Below are 16884 nucleotides of genomic sequence, written 5' to 3' on the forward strand. Positions count from 1 at the left end.
AATACTGATTTGCCGAAAATGCAAAAATGCAGCTGTTTCATCAATTAAAGTATGTATTTCCTATTCATAGCTTGCACTGGCAGGTATAAAAAATGCCCAGCAATTTATCCCAGTTTCTGCACCTCTTTCTGCAGTCGCTCAATAATTTTCTTTTCCAGTCTGGAAATATAACTTTGAGAAATTCCCATGGCATCAGCTACTTCCTTTTGGGTCATCTCTTTACCATTTTTCAGACCGAAGCGCATATCCATAATCTGCTTCTCCCGCTCATTTAACTTTGTCATCGCATGATACAAAAGATTCCTGTTTACTTCTTCTTCCAGTCTGGTGCTGACGATATCATTTTCCGTTCCCAGAATATCAGAAAGCAGCAGCTCATTGCCATCCCAATCCACATTGAGAGGTTCGTCAAGAGATACCTCGCTCTTTCGTTTCACATCCCTGCGCAAATACATAAGAATTTCATTTTCAATGCAGCGAGACGCATAGGTGGCTAGCTTTATGTTCTTATCTATTTTAAAAGTATTGACAGCTTTGATTAATCCTATCGTCCCAATTGAAATTAAATCTTCGACATTTATCCCCGCATTTTCAAATTTCTTGGCGATATACACCACCAGGCGCAGATTCCGCTCGATAAGTACCGCCCTCGCCTCCTGGCTCCCCTTGGCATACTCCTGCAGCATTTTCTGTTCCTCGTCTCTGGCAAGAGGCGGCGGCAGCACATCGCTTCCCCCTATGTAAAAACACCCGCGTCCCGAAGTTCGAAACACTCTCTGCAAAAATTCCCTGATCGTCCTTAAAATCTGCATAAATACCCCTTTCCAGCATACTTTCCGGCAAAAGTATCTGTCCGTTTCCTTTTCCCCCTGATAAAAATTCTTTTCCCTCGCAAACTGCCAGAACCGGTTTTTTTACAGTCTGCGAAAGCACTGTCAAGGCATCAATTCTATAGCCATCCAGCACTCCTTTTTCTGTTCCTACGGTGTGGTACGGCACGGCGGTATACCTCGCTTGCGGCATTTCCATGGTCTGCAGCAGTTTTTCCATGACCTCCCTGCGCACCACAGCCACCGGCTTTCCTGTAAACGGCTCAGAAAGAAAATTCCCCGAATCAATAAATCCCGTCAATTCCCAGCTAACCTCTCCCAGCTGCAAAATTACCGTAACTTCCGTCCTCATCTGCCTTCTTCGCTCCTTTACAAGACTTAGTACCAGCCTAATGAAAAGCGCCCCAAAGGATGCTGCCGCCGTTATCGTCATATAGGTTGCAGCCGGCATATATACGCCCCCTGCGGAAACCGCCCCTTCCCAGGAAAACATACTAAGAAAGGCAATAGCTACACCGCCGTAAAGGATTGTCACTGTGAAAAAAAGCGCCCCCAAAAGCAGCACCCTTTTCATAGACTTTTTCCCAAAAGCAAGCAGTGAAATCAGCAGCACAAATCCTATTTTCCCAAGAAATCCAAGCAGGGGCGATACTGTTATAAACATAGTAAAGGCGTACGCCCCGCAGCACAGACTGCACAAAATTCCCCGCAGAATTCTAAATGGCTCCCCTGCCGCCTTTGCAGTAAAATACAGTATAATCCCACCTGTTATAAAGTTCTCTAAAAAAAGATATTCCCCATAAACGACCAATAAAAAACGCCTCCTTCGCCGGTACTTATCAAGTATAGCGAAAAAGGCGTGTAAAATTTGTCAAAATCAGTCGTCAGAGAAAAATATTCTTATATAATTCCCCGCGCACCTAACACAACCAGCGAAATGCCCGCTGCAAAAACCAGAATAAGATAAACTGCCACCATGCATTTTCCCTTGCGGTGACGTTTCATTTCGCGCTCAGCTTCCTGCCTGCGTTCCTCTTCTGTCATAGCACTCTCGCGTGCTTTCTGCGCCAGATATTCTTCTGTACCCTTTCTGACAGAAGCCTTGAAAAAAGCATCCTTGTCCATCTTCCTAAATGCATTTTGTATGTATTCCCGCATAATTCCTCCCGCTTACACGCCAATAAATTCTTTACAAAAATTGATAAATTCCCCAAAACCAGCCGCAATGCCATATAGAATCTCCGCCACCATAATAAGCGCAAAGAATGCAAGTATCGTCCTCCCGATTTTCCATCTCTTTGAATACTTCATCCCCTATACCTCCTTTAGGTCTGATTCCGCCAACAGCTACATAATCTCTTTTAAAGAAAACGCAATTAATAGAAGTACTCCCGCAGCAAACAGCATCAAAATCAGCTTCCCTTTGACCTTTTCCCAGCGCTCATCGTCCTCGATTTCCTCTCTGGAACGGTAGTCATGTTTGCGGCGCTCTACATACTCTGCAACTTCCTTATCAGAGTACTCCTTTGCCGATTTCCAGCGATTTTTCTTCTTTAACTGTTTGATGTACTCTTGCGTTTCCCTATTGCTCATAGTTCCGCCCTTTCTCCCTCATAAACAATAACCGCCGGGCCGCTTAAGTAAAGGTCTTTTACCTTGCCTCCCTCTCTGATTACATCTACATAAAGAGTGCCTCCAGCCATCTCTACCGCCGTATGGTCGCCAGAAACCAGTCCCTTCTCCGATAAAACGGTCACCACAGAGCCGGTTCCCGTTCCGCAGGCATAAGTAAAGTCCTCTACGCCCCGTTCAAAGGTACGTTCAAAAATCGTTCCATTCTCTGTGATTTCATAAAAATTCACATTAGCACCCTTGGGCAAATCCGGATGCTCCCGCAACGCTTTTCCAAGTTCCCAAATCGCCGCAGGTTCCGTCTTTGCAAGACCCGGATACTCCACCACCAGATGAGGGAGTCCCGGATTTCCAAGCTCCACATAAGCAGTATTCCAAACATTACCGAGGGCATTCAAATTCACATCAAGAGACAGCTTTGTCACATCGTTTAAGCGAATCTGATAATCCATAGCAGAAAGCCTCTTGCCGTACACTGGTCCCGCTGTGGTTTCCACAGTCATGGACTCTCCTGCGATACCCTTTTCATAGCCGTATTTACAGATGCATCTTGCTCCGTTTCCGCACATTTCGCCGATAGAGCCGTCAGCATTGATAAAAATCATGCCGAAGTCGCCCCCTGCTTTGGGCTCTACAACCGCCATCAGACCATCTGCCCCCACCGCCATTGCCCGCGGGCAAAGAGTTCTTGCTATATCACAAAGGGTTTCCACAGGCAAATTCAAAGTTCTGTTATCAATGACGATAAAGTCGTTGCCTGCGCCCTGCATTTTCGTAAATTTCATTCTGCTGCCTCCTCTTTCATTGCTAAACCTTTAAGCTCCGCAAGAGAAAGCTCTGCGCCTTCAAGCCTGCGGTTTTCATCACTTCTTACAGAAATTCCAACCGTCTCAACCTTGATATAAACCGTTCGGTTTTCCTTTCCTTTAAACTTCTTAAACTGCCCTGCCATAGTTGCCGTAGTAAAGGACAAGCCTGTCACATCTGACTGTGCAGCCTTCATCACGCTGCCGCAAGCCGGACACTTAAAATAGTATTCTCTGTCCAAAAGTTTCCACTCATCACGAGTCAGCCACTTCGGATTTTTTTCTTTACAAAATGGACATATCGTAAAAGTCGTATCCGCAAAACGCTGCGGAATATCATACATACTTGCCGTGTCACGTTTAAAATTACCCATACGTTTCTCCTTAATTGCAGTATAGCATATGTTTCCTTAGAGTTGCAAGAAAAACTGTTGCTTCACTACATTGAAAGTTTTCTATCATTTCTTCAAAGAAGTTCAATCTCCTAAATAACAAAAATAGGAAAGGCAACCGCAAAGAAAGGATTGTTTCGTTACGGTTGCCCTGTGTTTTACATTTACATTAAAGCTGTTCGTTCATCAGCATATCATCATAAGACTGACGTTTCACTACAACGCGGGACTGTCCGTCACGGACGAATACCACTGCAGGAATCGGGTTCTTATTGTAATTGCTTGCCATAGAGTATCCATATGCGCCTGTGGAATAAATGGCAAAGATGTCTCCTGTTTCCGGAGTCGGAACCTTTAAGTCATGAATCAGAATATCACCGGATTCGCAGCATTTTCCGCAAACTGTTACAGTTTCAGTTTTTTCAGCGTCTGCCTTGTTTGCGATAACGCCGGTATATTCCGCCTGATAAAGCGCCGGTCTGATATTGTCAGTCATACCGCCGTCAACAGAAACATACTTTCTGATGTCTCTAATATCCTTAATGCTTCCGATGGTATAAAGACTAACTCCGGCTTCAGCAACAATGCTTCTGCCCGGTTCGATGACTACCAGCGGTTTAGGCAGATCTTTTTCTGTAAACCACTGATCAATTCTTTCCATCATTGGATCAAGGAAATAGCTGTACGGCGGTCGTTTCTCATCTACATAAGTCACGCCAAATCCACCGCCCAGATTGAGTTCCTTTACTGTTTCTCCATAGGTATCTTTAATTTTTCCAGCCAGTTCTAAGATGATTTCCAGCGCCTGCAGATGGGAATCATTATCTAAAAGCTGAGAACCCACATGGAAATGCAGTCCATAAAACTCTACATATGGAGAATCGATTGCGGCTTTTATCTGTGGCATAATCACATCGTCATCGAGAGGAATTCCGAATTTGGAATCCTTCTTTCCGGTGACAATATAGTCATGACTGCTGCTTTTCACGCCAGGAGTTACTCGGAAGAGTATTTTGATTGTCTTATCCTTCGCCTTGCAAATTTCTTCAATCATTGCAAGTTCAGAAAGTCCGTCTACAATAATTCTTCCAATTCCATACTCAACAGCAAGTTCAAGCTCGCTGCGCAGCTTATTATTTCCATTAAACTCAATGCGTTCAGCAGGAAAACCCGCTTTTATTGCGGTATACAGCTCACCGCCGGATACCACGTCTACACACATATTTTCGTCTTTTACCAGTTTAGCCATTGCCAGAGGGAAAAAAGCCTTTGCCGCATAGGCAACTCTTGTTCCTGGATATTTCTCCACGAAATCTCTGCGCAGTTCGCTAAATCTGTTTACAATATCGCGCTCAGAGTAGACATACAATGGTGTGTCATACTTCTGCGCAAGCTCTACAGTGCTGCATCCATCAATGTATAATGTATGCTCTTTTATTTCTCTCACCATTATCTTGCCTCTCAATTCTGCTATCTTTCTACCTTAAAAACTATACTCTTCTTTTCTGTGTCCATGGTACAAAGTGCACCCATCGGAAGTGTCATCATCGGCTTTCCATGTCCTGACTCTACATTGTACATTACAGGAATGTCAAGGTCTTCAAAAATTTCTTCCAAACACTTGTAGACATCATAGGCTGGGCATTCTTCATTGACAATTTTCGTAAACTGTCCCAGAATAATCCCCGCACAGTCTGCCAGCTTTCCGGCATTCTTTAAATGGTATGTCCACTTCTCAATCTTCGTTACAGGCTCACAAACCTCTTCGATGAATAAAATCTTACCCTTCGTGTCCGGTTCATAAGGCGTTCCAATGGCGGCAGAAAGGAGGGAGAGATTCCCTCCAATCAATCTGCCGGATGCCTTACCTGTTTTCATGACGTCTATCTCACAGCCCTTTGGATTGCAGAACTCGTATGTATCTTCTGCCTCCAGCGCTGCAAAAAACGACGCTTTTGTTTCTTCATCGAAACTATCTACCATATTGGAAGATACCATAGGTCCATGGAACGTAACCAAGTCACACTGCTGATTCAGCGCAAGATGTAAGCTGGTCACATCGCTGTAGCCTACGAAAACCTTTGGATTCGCTTTTACCAGATCAAAATCTATGTACTCCATAGCACGGCTTCCACCATCGCCTCCGCGAATACAGAAAATGCCGTCTACCTCAGGATCCGCAAACATTTTGTTCACCCACTGACCGCGGGTCTTGCCGCTTCCTGCCATATATCCGCCATAATCCTGGTCTAAGTTATCTGCCAGTTTTACCTGAAATCCAAGATCTTCTACTGCCTTTTTACACTCTGCAATTCTATCAGTTCCAATTGCGGAACTGCTGCAAATCAGACCTACTGTATCACCTTTTTTTAATTTTTTTGGGTAACGCATTTGTATCTCACCCTCTATTAGAACCACATGATGTTAACAATCAGAGTTGCTGCAATCAGGGATGCCAGGTCGCCTAAAAGACCTGCTGCGATGGAGTGTCTGGTGTTACTGATTCCTACAGAACCGAAGTATACAGCTACTACATAGAAAGTGGTTTCAGTAGAACCCAGTGCAACAGAGGCAATTCTACCAATCTGGGACTGAGTACCGTACTGAGCTAACAGGTCTGCCATCATACCTTCTGCACCGCCGCCGGAGAAAGATCTCATGATTGCCATCGGCAGAACTTCGGATGGTAAACCGATTACGTTAGTTACAGGAGCAAGCAGGTCGCAAATGAAATCCATTGCACCGGATGCTCTGAACATACCGATAGCACAAAGCATTGCTACCAGGTAAGGAATAATCATAATGGCTGTTGAAAAGCCTTCTTTTGCGCCTTCTGTGAATACAGAATATACAGGAACTTTTTTACAAATTGCGTAAAAGGCTACCAGTGCAACAACAACTGGAATCGCCCAAATGGATATCGCTTCTAATACTGCTGTCATGTTCTTACCTCCTTAGAATGAAACTCTTCCGCCGTCTTTAGAGCTAACGGAAACATAATTTTCCGGCAGAACAATCGGATTGTCGCCGATGTACTCTTCGTTGATTTCCAGAGTGCCTGCTGCCATTTCCTTTTCGATTACGTTTTCCCACTTCCATCTCTTCATCTTCTGGAATAAGATAGTGCAAGTAACACCCACGATAGTGGAGATAGCGGTTGCAATGATAACCGGTGCGATAATTTCAGCAGCGCCCTGTGTCTGTACTGCAGAACGAAGACCCATAGCGGTTACCGGAATCAGAGTAATAGAGGTTGTAGAAATTGCCATCAGCATGCACTGTGCATTAGTAGCAATGCCCCTAGTAGGGTTTAATGTCTGCAGTTCAGCCATCGCTTTCAGACCAAACGGAGTAGCAGCGTTACCGATACCTAAGATATTAGCAGCGAAGTACAGAGCCATTGCCGAGTTAGCAGGGTGCTCTGCCGGAACTTCCGGGAACAGAAGGCGCATAACTGGTGCGATTGCTTTACCAAGCTTTTCGCAAAGACCTGCTCTTTCCATTACTTTCATCAAACCGCAGAAGAAAGTCATGATACCAATTAAATCTAGTGCGATATCAACAGCAGTCTGTGCAAAGTCGAAGACATTGTTCAGAACTGCCTCAATGTTACCAGTTACGCCGCCGGCAATAACTGCGATGACAACAAATGCCACCCAAATGTAATTCATCATAATTAAATATCCTCCTTCAAAAATGCGTATAGGTACTACACGATTCTTAATAATTGCTGATTTAAATTTCATTTCAAAGTTCTATGGTACAGTCTGCAGCCTTTCATAAAACTAAGAAATAATTCTTAAATCACTTGGCGAAAATCTATAGAGCAATATTCATGCCAATTCTTTTCATTCAGGCACGATTTTTGCTTGTATATATGCTTGGAAGGAAGCTTCCAGCAAAACAAAATAAAGGAGATCATTTCATGCAAGGACATTTTTCAGTCATTAATAAGCGAGGTTTTATTACCTCCTGTATATTAATCTTTATCAGTATTTTAGGATTTGCGTACAGCCTTTTCAGACAGGTAGGCGGCGGCTCTAAGCTGTGGATTGTACCGCTTATCCTTTTTGCCTGCTTCGCCCTAATCAGCCTTTTGATTCTTCGCGGCGTCGCGACTGCAGGTGTCGATGTACAAAACGGTCAGGTGATATTTGCCGCCGCAGGTGGAAATGGGCTCAGAGCACCGCAGTTTTCCCTGTCTGACTTAGAATCCGTTCAGCTTTACAACAGCGATGGTCCCATTGCAAATCCGGAAAGTTCCGTCCTTGCTGGAGCAAAGGTCGTCTTTACCACCAAAAATGACCAGCAATTTATATATTATCCTGTAACGATTACATATAAGCAATTTTGTAATTTGAAGCAGGGACTTACTCAGCTTCAGTCACTATTATAAAATATTTCTATTTTTTAAATCTGACCTGCAAATCGCAGGTCTTTTTCTTACAATTTTTTACAATACTCCCCAAAATAGTCCTATATTTAGAACTTATAATCCGTAAATCCGGACAATTTCATAATTAACACTGTTGCAATCCTCATTTCAGGAAGTTTTTTTAGGCATGATTCTTGCTACTATTATCATAGTATAGAACTATATGCTGTTTCATCAGGAAATAGCACTCGGCTTTTTATATAGGAAAAGCCCAAAGAAAGGATCAATCATTATGTACAAAATTCAGTATCATTACACCAATCTTGCCAAGCAGGTTTTATTCGGCGTATGCTTTGTCTATGTCCTGCTTCGTTTTTTGATTATGGCAGAAATTATTATCTTCAAGATTGACGGTTATTACCAGGCGACCAACATTCCATTAACTCTCGTTATGTATCTTGTAATCTTCGCCCTGATTGTCTTCCTCTTCAGAGGTCACAAATACTGCTACAGCACTTATGACGAAAAGAGGCTGACCTACCACAACAGTCTTTTGAAAAGAAGTCGCAGCTTGGATTTTTCAGAAGCGCAGGTTGCCGTATTTGATACCAAAGGCGTCAGCTTTTACGCAAAAGACGGCGACAACTTTGAAAGTGCGAAGCCAATCTTCTTCCTGCCCTTTTTTAGAGACGGAAAAATCGAAGCCATACAGATTAACAAGTTTTACAAAATGTTAAAAGAATTGCCCGGCATGCGTGTTATCAAGCGTTTTCACGTTCTGCCTGGCTACGAAAAGAAATGGAATTTTGTCACCATCGCATATGGCTTCCTCGCGGTCATCGTATTTATGAACTGCGCTACCCCACTGACCGTATGTATCGTACTGCTCCAAAATCACTAAAAAAGGAGACTATCAAAACAATGAAACAATATGGCAATTTAGTAAGACTATTAGATATGGACCCCGATTTCATCATCGAACTGGTCTACGCAACAGCAGATAATTTTACAGGCAGCATCGTCTATGATTCTCCTGAATGCTATATCGATGTGGATACGGCTAAGCGCCTGATTATTGCCAAGAATTTAGCAAAGAAAGATGGCTATCGCATGAAAGTTTGGGACGCATTCCGCCCAACAAGCGCCCAGCAGCGATTTTGGGATCTGCTTCCCGACAATGACTTTGTCGCCTATCCACCGGACATGGAGACCATTACAGAGTTTAAGAACTCCCACATGAACGGTCAGTGCGTTGACGTAACCTTAACGGACATGGATGGTAATGACATCCTCATGCCAAGCGCTTTTGACGACTTTACAGAAAAAGCCCGCCTGGATTGTCAGACGACTTCCGGCGAGGCTCTTAAAAATGCTACATATTTGCGCGACATCATGGTTCGCGCAGGATTCAGTCCTTACAGCGGCGAATGGTGGCATTTCTATGATAGAAATTCAGTACCAGTAAGATACACAGAGACTATCCCTAGATAGTCTCTGTTTCATTTTTGTTGTCATTTCCATTGTCTGCCCGCATCTGTTCCTGCTCCATGCAGGCTTTCGCCTTGGCACTTTTCTTTTCTAATAAGTTCTGCATCATGCTCTTGTCATGATTCTTCATGATATATACAAAAGACAGTGCAATAATCCCAAGGCCGATGAGGATTTTAATCATTAAAATTACCTCCCGATTACGTCTTTTAAAACGCGCAGTGCATTGCCGCTGCTAATTAAATCGATTTCATCACAAGTGAAGTGTTTTTCCATAGCGCCGATTAATTTACCAAAGCCAGCATAGTTCACCAGTTCACCGTTATCATCAATTCCATCAAAGTCGGAGCCGAATCCGATAGATTCAATACCAGCTTTATCTCTCATGTACAACAGGTGCTCCACAATCCAGTCGATTTTCGGTGCTTCTTCGTCATCTTTTAAAAATGGTCCGTTAAAGTTTACGCCGACAACGCCGCCTGCATTGCCCAGGGTTTTCAACTGATCATCAGTCAGGTTACGTCTGTGTCCGCAAAGGGCTCTTGCACAGGAGTGAGAAGCAACAAACGGCTTCTTGCTGTATTTTGCAACATCGTAGAAACCACCTTCGGACAGATGAGATACGTCGATTACCATGCCAAGACGGTTCATTTCCTCTACTACTTCAATACCAAACGGTTTCAGACCGCGCAGGTGTTCTTCCTGATTGTCGCTGCTTGGAAAACCAACAGAATTTTCAAAGTTCCACAGAACAGTCAAAAGTCTTACTCCCATATCGTAAACTTCGTGAAGTCTTTCCATTTTTCCATCCAAGAATACACCGTCTTCGATGGTCAACAAAGAAGATAAAATACCCTCTTCCTTGTTTTTCATAATGTCTTCCACAGTGTAAACCGGTCTGATGTGTGCCTTGTTTGCTTCCATAACCTGCTGATAACGAGCGTACATCCCCTTGATGATATCATAAGGATCCATCGTTTTCATCTCGCTTCTGGATATGTACATGGCAAAGAACTGCGCTAAACTGTCATTTTCCTTTAACAATTCCACGTTGATGGAAAGATCAGCATTATAAAAATCCAGTTCCGGCTTTCTCCATGCTTCAAGAAGTGTGTCGCAATGCATATCTACTATTTTCATTTTATCTTCCTCCATTTATTATACATCTATCATATACTAAAAGCAAAAATTGTGCCACCTTTTTATATCATAAGAATTGTATCGGCACAAGACTTGCATAAGAATAGTAATCAGAAAAGAAAACTGATTACGGAGGGTTCCATGAAATATACAAGTGAAGAAATCAAAAACAAAGTAAATTCAGTCTATGACGAAGCTGTTTCACTGCGCCGTCATCTGCATATGTATCCCGAACTCAGCGAGCAGGAATACGAAACCAGCCGTTTTATCTGCGAGCAGCTAGATAAAATGGGGATTCCTTACGAAAAGGATATTGCAGGCTGCGGTGTCTCCGCCGTTATCTACGGCAAGAACAAAACCAAGGGTGTGGCACTGCGTGCCGATATCGATGCGCTTCCCATTACAGAAAAGGTTGAAATCCCATTTAAATCGAATAATCCTAATATTATGCACGCCTGCGGCCACGATATTCACACCGCAATCCTTCTTGGCACAGCAAAAGTTTTAAACGATATGAAGGAAGATTTACCCGGATCTGTTAGACTTCTGTTCCAGCCTTCTGAAGAAACCATCGGCGGTGCTCGCCAGATGATAGAAGCAGGCTGCCTGAATGAACCAGCTATTTCCGCAGTTTTGGGACTTCATGTAGACTCCGGCACCGATGCTGGCAGCGTAGAATTTATTCCTGGCTCCATGAACGCCGCGTGCAGCGAATTTTTCGTTACAGTAAAGGGAAAATCCTGCCACGGTGCACACCCTAACGATGGCATTGACGCCCTGCTTCCTGCCTGCACCATGGTATCCAGCCTGCAGTCCATCATTACAAGACGAATCGACCCAGCTGAATCGGTGCTGATTACCGTAGGAAAATTCAACAGCGGCACCAAAGAAAACATCGTCTCTGGCGAAGCTGTTTTCTCCGGCACCATGCGCGCCCTAGATATGAAAAACATGGATAAGCTGCGAACCTACCTCAAAGAACTTTGCGAGGGAATCGCTGCATCCTACGGTGCAAGCTGCGAAATCAGCTTTTCCGGCAGCTATCCAACGCTGGAAAACGACCCGCAGCTCTTCGACAGCGTGATGACAACGGCCAAGGAAATGCTGGGAGAAGACAAGGTAAAATTGACTGTAAAGCCTAGCCTGGGTGCTGACGATTTTGCTTTTTTCTGTCATGAAAGCCGCGGACTTTACTATAATATCGGTATCAGAAAACCTGGAGAAGACTTCGCTCACCCGATTCATAGCGAGCTGTTTCACCCGGATGAGGAATGTATTCGCACAGGCATGCTGGTGCAAATCGCCGGCGTACTGAAAATTTTAGAGGAGGAAGCATAAACATGACAAATACAGAAATCCTTCGCGACACACAAATTGTCGTCGATTTAAATAAGCTGGCTGGTAATATGACTAAAATCAAGGAGATGGTCGGCGCTGACGTCGACATCATGCCGGTTATCAAAGCCAACGGCTACGGTCACGGCGCCTGCGCCATCGCACAGACTTTGATGGAATGCGGCGCTTCCGCCCTGGCGGTTGCCACACTGACCGAGGCTTTAGAGTTAAAAGAAGCATATCCCGGCTACCCAGTACTCATCATGGGCTATACCCCTGACAGGCTGCTCCACTGGGTTGTAGAAAAAGATATCATTCAGACCATCTGGTCCATCGAACAGGCTGAGAAGCTTGGACAACTGGCAGGTTCTCTTGACAAAACCGCCTGCGTTCATATCAAGGTGGACACCGGTTTTCACCGTCTTGGAAAATGTCCTTCTGATGAATTCGCAGCAGAAATCTCCGATATTTTCAAAGTTCCTCATCTTGCAGTACAGGGGATTTTCAGCCACCTGGCTCTCGCCGGTCTCTCTGAAGACGAGGAGCAGTACCAGCAGTTCACCGACTTTATCAAAAAACTAGAAGCCATAGGCTGCAAGTTCCGCTACAAGCACATTGCAGACAGTATCGCCTGCGTGGACTATCCGCAGTATCGCATGAATCTGGTGCGTCCGGGCGCTCTGCTTTACGGTATGAAAGGCGCTCAATACGCGGATATTAACGTAGAGCAAATTCTAACCTTTAAAACAGCAATTTCTCAGCTCCATGAAATTCCCGCAGGTGAAGGTCTCAGCTACGATTATCTCTGGAAGGCGGAGCGTGACAGCATCATCGCAACCCTGCCATTCGGCTACGCCGATGGCTATCCAAGAAACCTCCGAGATAAAGGCTATGTCATTATAAACGGCGCCCGGGCGCCTATCGTCGGCGTTATCTGCATGGATCAGTGTATGGCGGATGTCACCGATGTGCCGGATGTCTGCTGCGGTATGGAAGCTATCATCTACGGAGATGGAAAAGACGGCTCCATGACTATCGCAGAAGCAGCGTCCCTGTCCGGCACCAACAAAAATGACATTATTGCAAGACTGACCGCAAGACCGCCAAGGGTTTATATTGGTAAATAACCCTTGTTGCTTACAGGTGTTGGCGCACGTGCATATTTTAGATGAAACTGCCAAATATATGCACAGTGCTGTGCATATTTCTCAAAAAAAGACTAAATATATGCAGAAAAAGGCAGTCAATTCGATTTTATCTTTCGAGTTGACTGCCTTTTATCGTCTCAATCTGCATATTTCACTGAAAATCCCTCAAAATATGCACACCTGCAAAGATAAACGTGCATATTTTAAGGGATTTTACTAAATTTATGCATACACAGTAGCAAATCGATCTTGCGAGCACAGCGCTCCCTGCATCACTTAGAACAAAGAGTTATAGAAATCACTGCCTGCACCGAAAACAATCTGGCGCAATGCCATCAGTTCATCCATGTTTTCTGCGCTGATTCCCACTGTCATAGAATCAATTCTCTTAGTACCAGGTACGCGCATTGCCCCATCAGCCAAATTCACCTGCTGAAAGGTCACTTCCATTTCCGGCTTTTCAGGTACAGCAACCAGCTTTCTGCTCTTAGCAGCTCTGACCGCTTTTTCCGCAGTGTCTCTCAGCATTTTCTGAGTCTGGGTTCTCGGCAGACATCTTGCACAAAATCTGCCCTCTGCATATTTTACGACTACAGTCTCCACTTCAGGGTCAAAAGTCTTCGCCTCTGCTTCCAGTGCCTGATCACCTGTCACCATGAGAAGGGGCACACCCTTTTCTGCTGCAAAGTAAGAATTCATGCCAAGCTCGCCTACACTCATGCCGGAGACCTTTAAATCTCTGATAGTTGCCGGATTAAAGGTATGATCCAAAATTGCATTCTGTGTGCCGAATTTAGCATGATAACCTACCAAAATCAATCCGTCAAATGACTCATCAAGGCCGTGAACCATAGAATTTCTGCGGGTGTCCCCTCTGGTAATCTGCGCCCTTTCATCCAGCATTTCCACTTTGATATTCTGAGAAATATTATGAGAATCGCAGACTACCACTTCTGTAGCACCCCCTGCGAAAGCACCGTCTACAACTGCGTTTACTTCCTCCGTCATAAAAATTCTTGCCTGCTGATAACCTGCCCCCACCTCTTCAACATCTTCCGGTGCAACGATTCCGTTAATGCCTTCCAAATCCGCTGAAATAAAAATCCTCATACTTAATTCCTCCGTTAATATTTTATGTTATACTTTTTTAGCTTGTCATAGAAAACCGTTCTGGACATATCAAGTTCCTCCATCGCCGCCTGTTTATCCCCATTGTATTTAATCAAAGCCATTTCTAAAATGCGGGCTTCTTCCTTTGCCAGCATCTCCTTCATAGTCACAGGAATATTTCCCTTTCCGATTTGCAGATGCTCCGAATAGATAATGTTGGACTCACACAGGGTAATCGCACGCTCAATTGCGTTTTCCAGTTCACGCACGTTACCTGGCCAGTTGTAGGAAATCAATTTCTGTAAAGCTTCACCAGAAAACTGTTTTTGTTCCAGTCCATAAGTATCGCAGACCTTCTCCAGAATCTGATTAATCAAAAGATAAAGGTCCGCTTTCCTTTCCCTAAGAGACGGGATCTCGATAGGAAATACGTTGATACGATAGAACAAATCCTGGCGGAATCTGCCCAGCGAAACTTCTTCTTCCAAATTTCTATTAGTCGCTGCAATCACACGCACATCCACTTTAATCGGCTTGGAAGAGCCGACTCTGTAAATGGTTTTGTTCTGCAGTACATGAAGCAGTTTCACTTGAATATCCAGCGGAATTTCACCTATTTCGTCTAGAAAAATCGTGCCGCCGTTGGCTGCCTCAAAGAATCCTGTCTTTCCTTCATTTTTTGCACCAGTAAAAGCACCCCCCACATATCCGAACAGTTCACTTTCAAATAAAGTCGGTGCAATAGCATTACAGTTTACTTCCACAAAAGGTGCGCCGGGCATGCCGATAGAATGAATTTCCCTCGCCAATTTGGATTTACCGGTCCCACTTTCTCCGGTAATAATCACATTAAATCTGCTTTTAGCCGCTTTCCACGCCATATATTTGACTTCCCGCGCCTTGTTGCTCTTGCCTGCAAAGCCAGAAAAAGCGTCTTCTGGATAGTCAAGGTTTTGTATCCCCCCTATCGTATTTTGTTCTTCAATTCGCTGAATAATCTGATCACGTTCGCTCAAAAGTCTCTCCAGATGTGAAGCATCCGATAGCAGCAAAAAGGCTCCATCAGCGCCAGCCTCATCTTCATCGGTCCACTTTACAATGCTGCAGTTAAAAGGTCTTTTATTGATTTCATAAAGCTGATTATAAACCTTTTCCTCCGTACCCTCCAGTACAAGCTGTAGTTTCTCTGTCAAAGGTGACTGCTGAAACAAATCCCAAAATCGCTGACCTGTCACATCCACATCCGTGTCCTCTACGCTCTTTGCCTGATAGGTTGCACCGCGTAGCAAATAGCCTAAATCTTCCTGTCTGACACTATACCCTTTTGCCTGAAAAAATTTAATATTACCGGTAATCCCGTCAATAATTACAACGTTTCCAACGGAATTAGAATATCTCAGTCTGTGAACCATGTCATTGACAGAAATCAGCGTTTCTTTTTTTCCTGTGTCAATAATGGCCTGAATATGAAATCCCCAATAATTCACGTCCAGTTTCATAGGGACATTCAGGGAGTGTTCTCTGATATATTTGTACTGCGGTTCAATCTTCTTATTTTTGTAAACACCGACCGCTACCAGCATGTCTCCTCTATGGATACCGGCATCATTGATATTGAGAAGCGTCAATTCTTCTCTGCCCATCAGACCATCGTCATCACCCAGCTTGTTGTCCGCAATAACGACAATATCACCTTCACAAATCTGCCCCGCATCATGTCCTGTCTTTGCATTAATGATAATCCCCGTTGTCTCTTTGGCCTTGCGATTGCAAAGCTGTATTTTTCCTTCGCTGTCAACAAAAATAATGCCCTGATTCATACTGTTCATCAGAAGCTCGATAGCCTCTTTCACATTACTTCTGTGCATGTTTTTTCCCTTCCTTCTTTAATCCCCGCTCTATTCTTATGCAAGAATCAAGCCAAAACTGTCTTACCAAAAAACAGGGTAGCCGATAACGTATTCTATCGACACCCTGTCAGATTGTTACATATTGTCAGCTGCTTCTTTTATTTTAATAATGGCGTCCTCTACAAGCTCTCCGACCGGCAGCATACTTACGCCTGCCACCAGATTATCACACCTGTTCATCGGAACCAGCACCTTAGCTGCATGACTTTGCCCTACGGCAACTGCCATATCAGGTGTCACTTCTCCAAGAAGCGAATCTGCAATGACAATACCGATAGGTCCAGCAATAATATCCGCCCGCTGACTTGCTACTATGACCGGGTTTTCTCCTGTTGCAGCCTCATCAGCCCCAGCCTTTAGCATAGTAGCCGTCGCAACAGCGTTGGTTCCCACCGCCATAATCTCCGCCCGTGAAAACTCTCTTCTGATTCCTTCTACAAGCAGCTTTCCCAATCTGCCGCCTTGTCCGTCTATTACTAGAAAACGCATGGTTCCTCCCTCAATGCCTTTTATCAGTACTATTCTACCACATCTTGGAGGAAAAGCAACGATATACGTTTATAATATTTTTTATCTTTGTAGAGTTACAATTGATGTGACACTTGCCTATAGAAAAAGACGATAGGATTTGTTAGAATGTCAATCACCACAAAAAACATATCTGAAAGGAACCCTATCGTCATGAACAGTATAACACAAACTCAACGATATTTGCCAC

At 44.1% G+C, this 16884-nt stretch carries 20 protein-coding genes and 1 pseudogene; 5 read left to right on the forward strand and 16 right to left on the reverse strand.

From position 1 onward, the window contains the following. Window positions 1-104: 104 nt before the first annotated feature. The 11 genes and pseudogenes from sigE to D1151_RS06020 form a co-directional block, all read right to left on the reverse strand. On the reverse strand, window positions 105-812 hold the full coding sequence (sigE, locus tag D1151_RS05970; protein WP_160201570.1) for an RNA polymerase sporulation sigma factor SigE: 708 nt from the start codon (window positions 810-812) through the stop codon (window positions 105-107). An 82-nt stretch (window positions 813-894) separates the two neighbouring features. Then, window positions 895-1641, reverse strand: a pseudogene (locus D1151_RS16850) (sigma-E processing peptidase SpoIIGA); the annotation flags it as partial. Window positions 1642-1730: 89 nt separating this feature from the next. Next, the gene (locus D1151_RS05980) at window positions 1731-1988 is read right to left on the reverse strand and encodes a hypothetical protein (RefSeq protein WP_160201568.1); all 258 of its coding nucleotides are present in this window, start codon (window positions 1986-1988) and stop codon (window positions 1731-1733) included. Between the two features lie 12 nt (window positions 1989-2000). Continuing rightward, entirely contained in the window at window positions 2001-2141 is a 141-nt protein-coding gene (locus tag D1151_RS05985; RefSeq protein WP_160201567.1) for a hypothetical protein, read from the reverse strand. A 36-nt stretch (window positions 2142-2177) separates the two neighbouring features. Then, window positions 2178-2423 carry a hypothetical protein gene (locus D1151_RS05990; RefSeq protein ID WP_161908293.1) on the reverse strand — a complete coding sequence of 82 codons (246 nt, stop codon included), beginning with the start codon at window positions 2421-2423 and terminating at the stop codon, window positions 2178-2180. Next, a complete protein-coding gene (dapF, locus tag D1151_RS05995; protein ID WP_161908294.1) occupies window positions 2420-3247 on the reverse strand; it encodes a diaminopimelate epimerase in 828 nt (275 codons plus the stop codon). Before dapF ends, D1151_RS05990 begins: the two co-directional genes overlap by 4 nt. Further along, the gene (locus D1151_RS06000; RefSeq protein WP_160201564.1) at window positions 3244-3642 is read right to left on the reverse strand and encodes a hypothetical protein; all 399 of its coding nucleotides are present in this window, start codon (window positions 3640-3642) and stop codon (window positions 3244-3246) included. Before D1151_RS06000 ends, dapF begins: the two co-directional genes overlap by 4 nt. Before the next feature lie 187 nt (window positions 3643-3829). Continuing rightward, entirely contained in the window at window positions 3830-5110 is a 1281-nt protein-coding gene (gene lysA, locus D1151_RS06005) for a diaminopimelate decarboxylase (RefSeq protein WP_161908295.1), read from the reverse strand. A 20-nt stretch (window positions 5111-5130) separates the two neighbouring features. Further along, entirely contained in the window at window positions 5131-6051 is a 921-nt protein-coding gene (locus D1151_RS06010; protein WP_161908296.1) for an LD-carboxypeptidase, read from the reverse strand. A 17-nt stretch (window positions 6052-6068) separates the two neighbouring features. Further along, on the reverse strand, window positions 6069-6602 hold the full coding sequence (locus D1151_RS06015) for a spore maturation protein (RefSeq protein WP_160201561.1): 534 nt from the start codon (window positions 6600-6602) through the stop codon (window positions 6069-6071). Window positions 6603-6614: 12 nt separating this feature from the next. Next, the gene (locus D1151_RS06020) at window positions 6615-7334 is read right to left on the reverse strand and encodes a nucleoside recognition domain-containing protein (RefSeq protein WP_160201560.1); all 720 of its coding nucleotides are present in this window, start codon (window positions 7332-7334) and stop codon (window positions 6615-6617) included. Between the two features lie 251 nt (window positions 7335-7585). Between D1151_RS06020 and D1151_RS06025 the strand changes: the two genes are divergently transcribed. The 3 genes from D1151_RS06025 to D1151_RS06035 all read left to right on the forward strand — a co-directional run bounded on the left by D1151_RS06025 (window position 7586) and on the right by D1151_RS06035 (window position 9526). After that, window positions 7586-8056, forward strand: a complete 471-nt coding sequence (locus D1151_RS06025) for a hypothetical protein (RefSeq protein WP_161908297.1) — start codon at window positions 7586-7588, stop codon at window positions 8054-8056. A gap of 271 nt (window positions 8057-8327) precedes the next feature. Then, window positions 8328-8936, forward strand: coding sequence for a hypothetical protein (locus D1151_RS06030; protein WP_161908298.1), 609 nt, complete (start codon window positions 8328-8330; stop codon window positions 8934-8936). Window positions 8937-8956: 20 nt separating this feature from the next. Further along, window positions 8957-9526 (forward strand): M15 family metallopeptidase, encoded by a 570-nt coding sequence (locus D1151_RS06035; RefSeq protein WP_161908299.1) that lies wholly within the window; start codon window positions 8957-8959, stop codon window positions 9524-9526. Here the strand turns inward: D1151_RS06035 and D1151_RS06040 are convergent. Further along, on the reverse strand, window positions 9519-9707 hold the full coding sequence (locus D1151_RS06040) for a hypothetical protein (protein ID WP_160201556.1): 189 nt from the start codon (window positions 9705-9707) through the stop codon (window positions 9519-9521). The genes D1151_RS06035 and D1151_RS06040 overlap by 8 nt on opposite strands. A gap of 5 nt (window positions 9708-9712) precedes the next feature. Then, on the reverse strand, window positions 9713-10663 hold the full coding sequence (locus tag D1151_RS06045) for a dipeptidase (protein ID WP_161908300.1): 951 nt from the start codon (window positions 10661-10663) through the stop codon (window positions 9713-9715). A gap of 141 nt (window positions 10664-10804) precedes the next feature. Between D1151_RS06045 and D1151_RS06050 the strand changes: the two genes are divergently transcribed. Next, on the forward strand, window positions 10805-12001 hold the full coding sequence (locus D1151_RS06050) for a M20 family metallopeptidase (protein WP_161908301.1): 1197 nt from the start codon (window positions 10805-10807) through the stop codon (window positions 11999-12001). Between the two features lie 2 nt (window positions 12002-12003). Then, window positions 12004-13125, forward strand: a complete 1122-nt coding sequence (alr, locus tag D1151_RS06055) for an alanine racemase (protein ID WP_161908302.1) — start codon at window positions 12004-12006, stop codon at window positions 13123-13125. Window positions 13126-13422: 297 nt separating this feature from the next. On the opposite strand, the gene D1151_RS06060 is transcribed toward alr, so the two are convergent. The 3 genes from D1151_RS06060 to D1151_RS06070 all read right to left on the reverse strand — a co-directional run bounded on the left by D1151_RS06060 (window position 13423) and on the right by D1151_RS06070 (window position 16655). Next, a complete protein-coding gene (locus D1151_RS06060; protein ID WP_160201552.1) occupies window positions 13423-14256 on the reverse strand; it encodes a M55 family metallopeptidase in 834 nt (277 codons plus the stop codon). A gap of 14 nt (window positions 14257-14270) precedes the next feature. Then, complete coding sequence (locus D1151_RS06065) at window positions 14271-16124, reverse strand: sigma 54-interacting transcriptional regulator (RefSeq protein ID WP_160201551.1); 1854 nt, start codon at window positions 16122-16124, stop codon at window positions 14271-14273. Between the two features lie 117 nt (window positions 16125-16241). Beyond that, a complete protein-coding gene (locus D1151_RS06070; RefSeq protein ID WP_160201550.1) occupies window positions 16242-16655 on the reverse strand; it encodes a DUF3842 family protein in 414 nt (137 codons plus the stop codon). Between the last annotated feature and the right edge of the window lie 229 nt (window positions 16656-16884).

This window comes from Emergencia sp. 1XD21-10 (genome assembly GCF_009936045.1).
Taxonomy (GTDB): Bacteria; Bacillota; Clostridia; order Peptostreptococcales; family Anaerovoracaceae; genus Senimuribacter; species Senimuribacter intestinalis.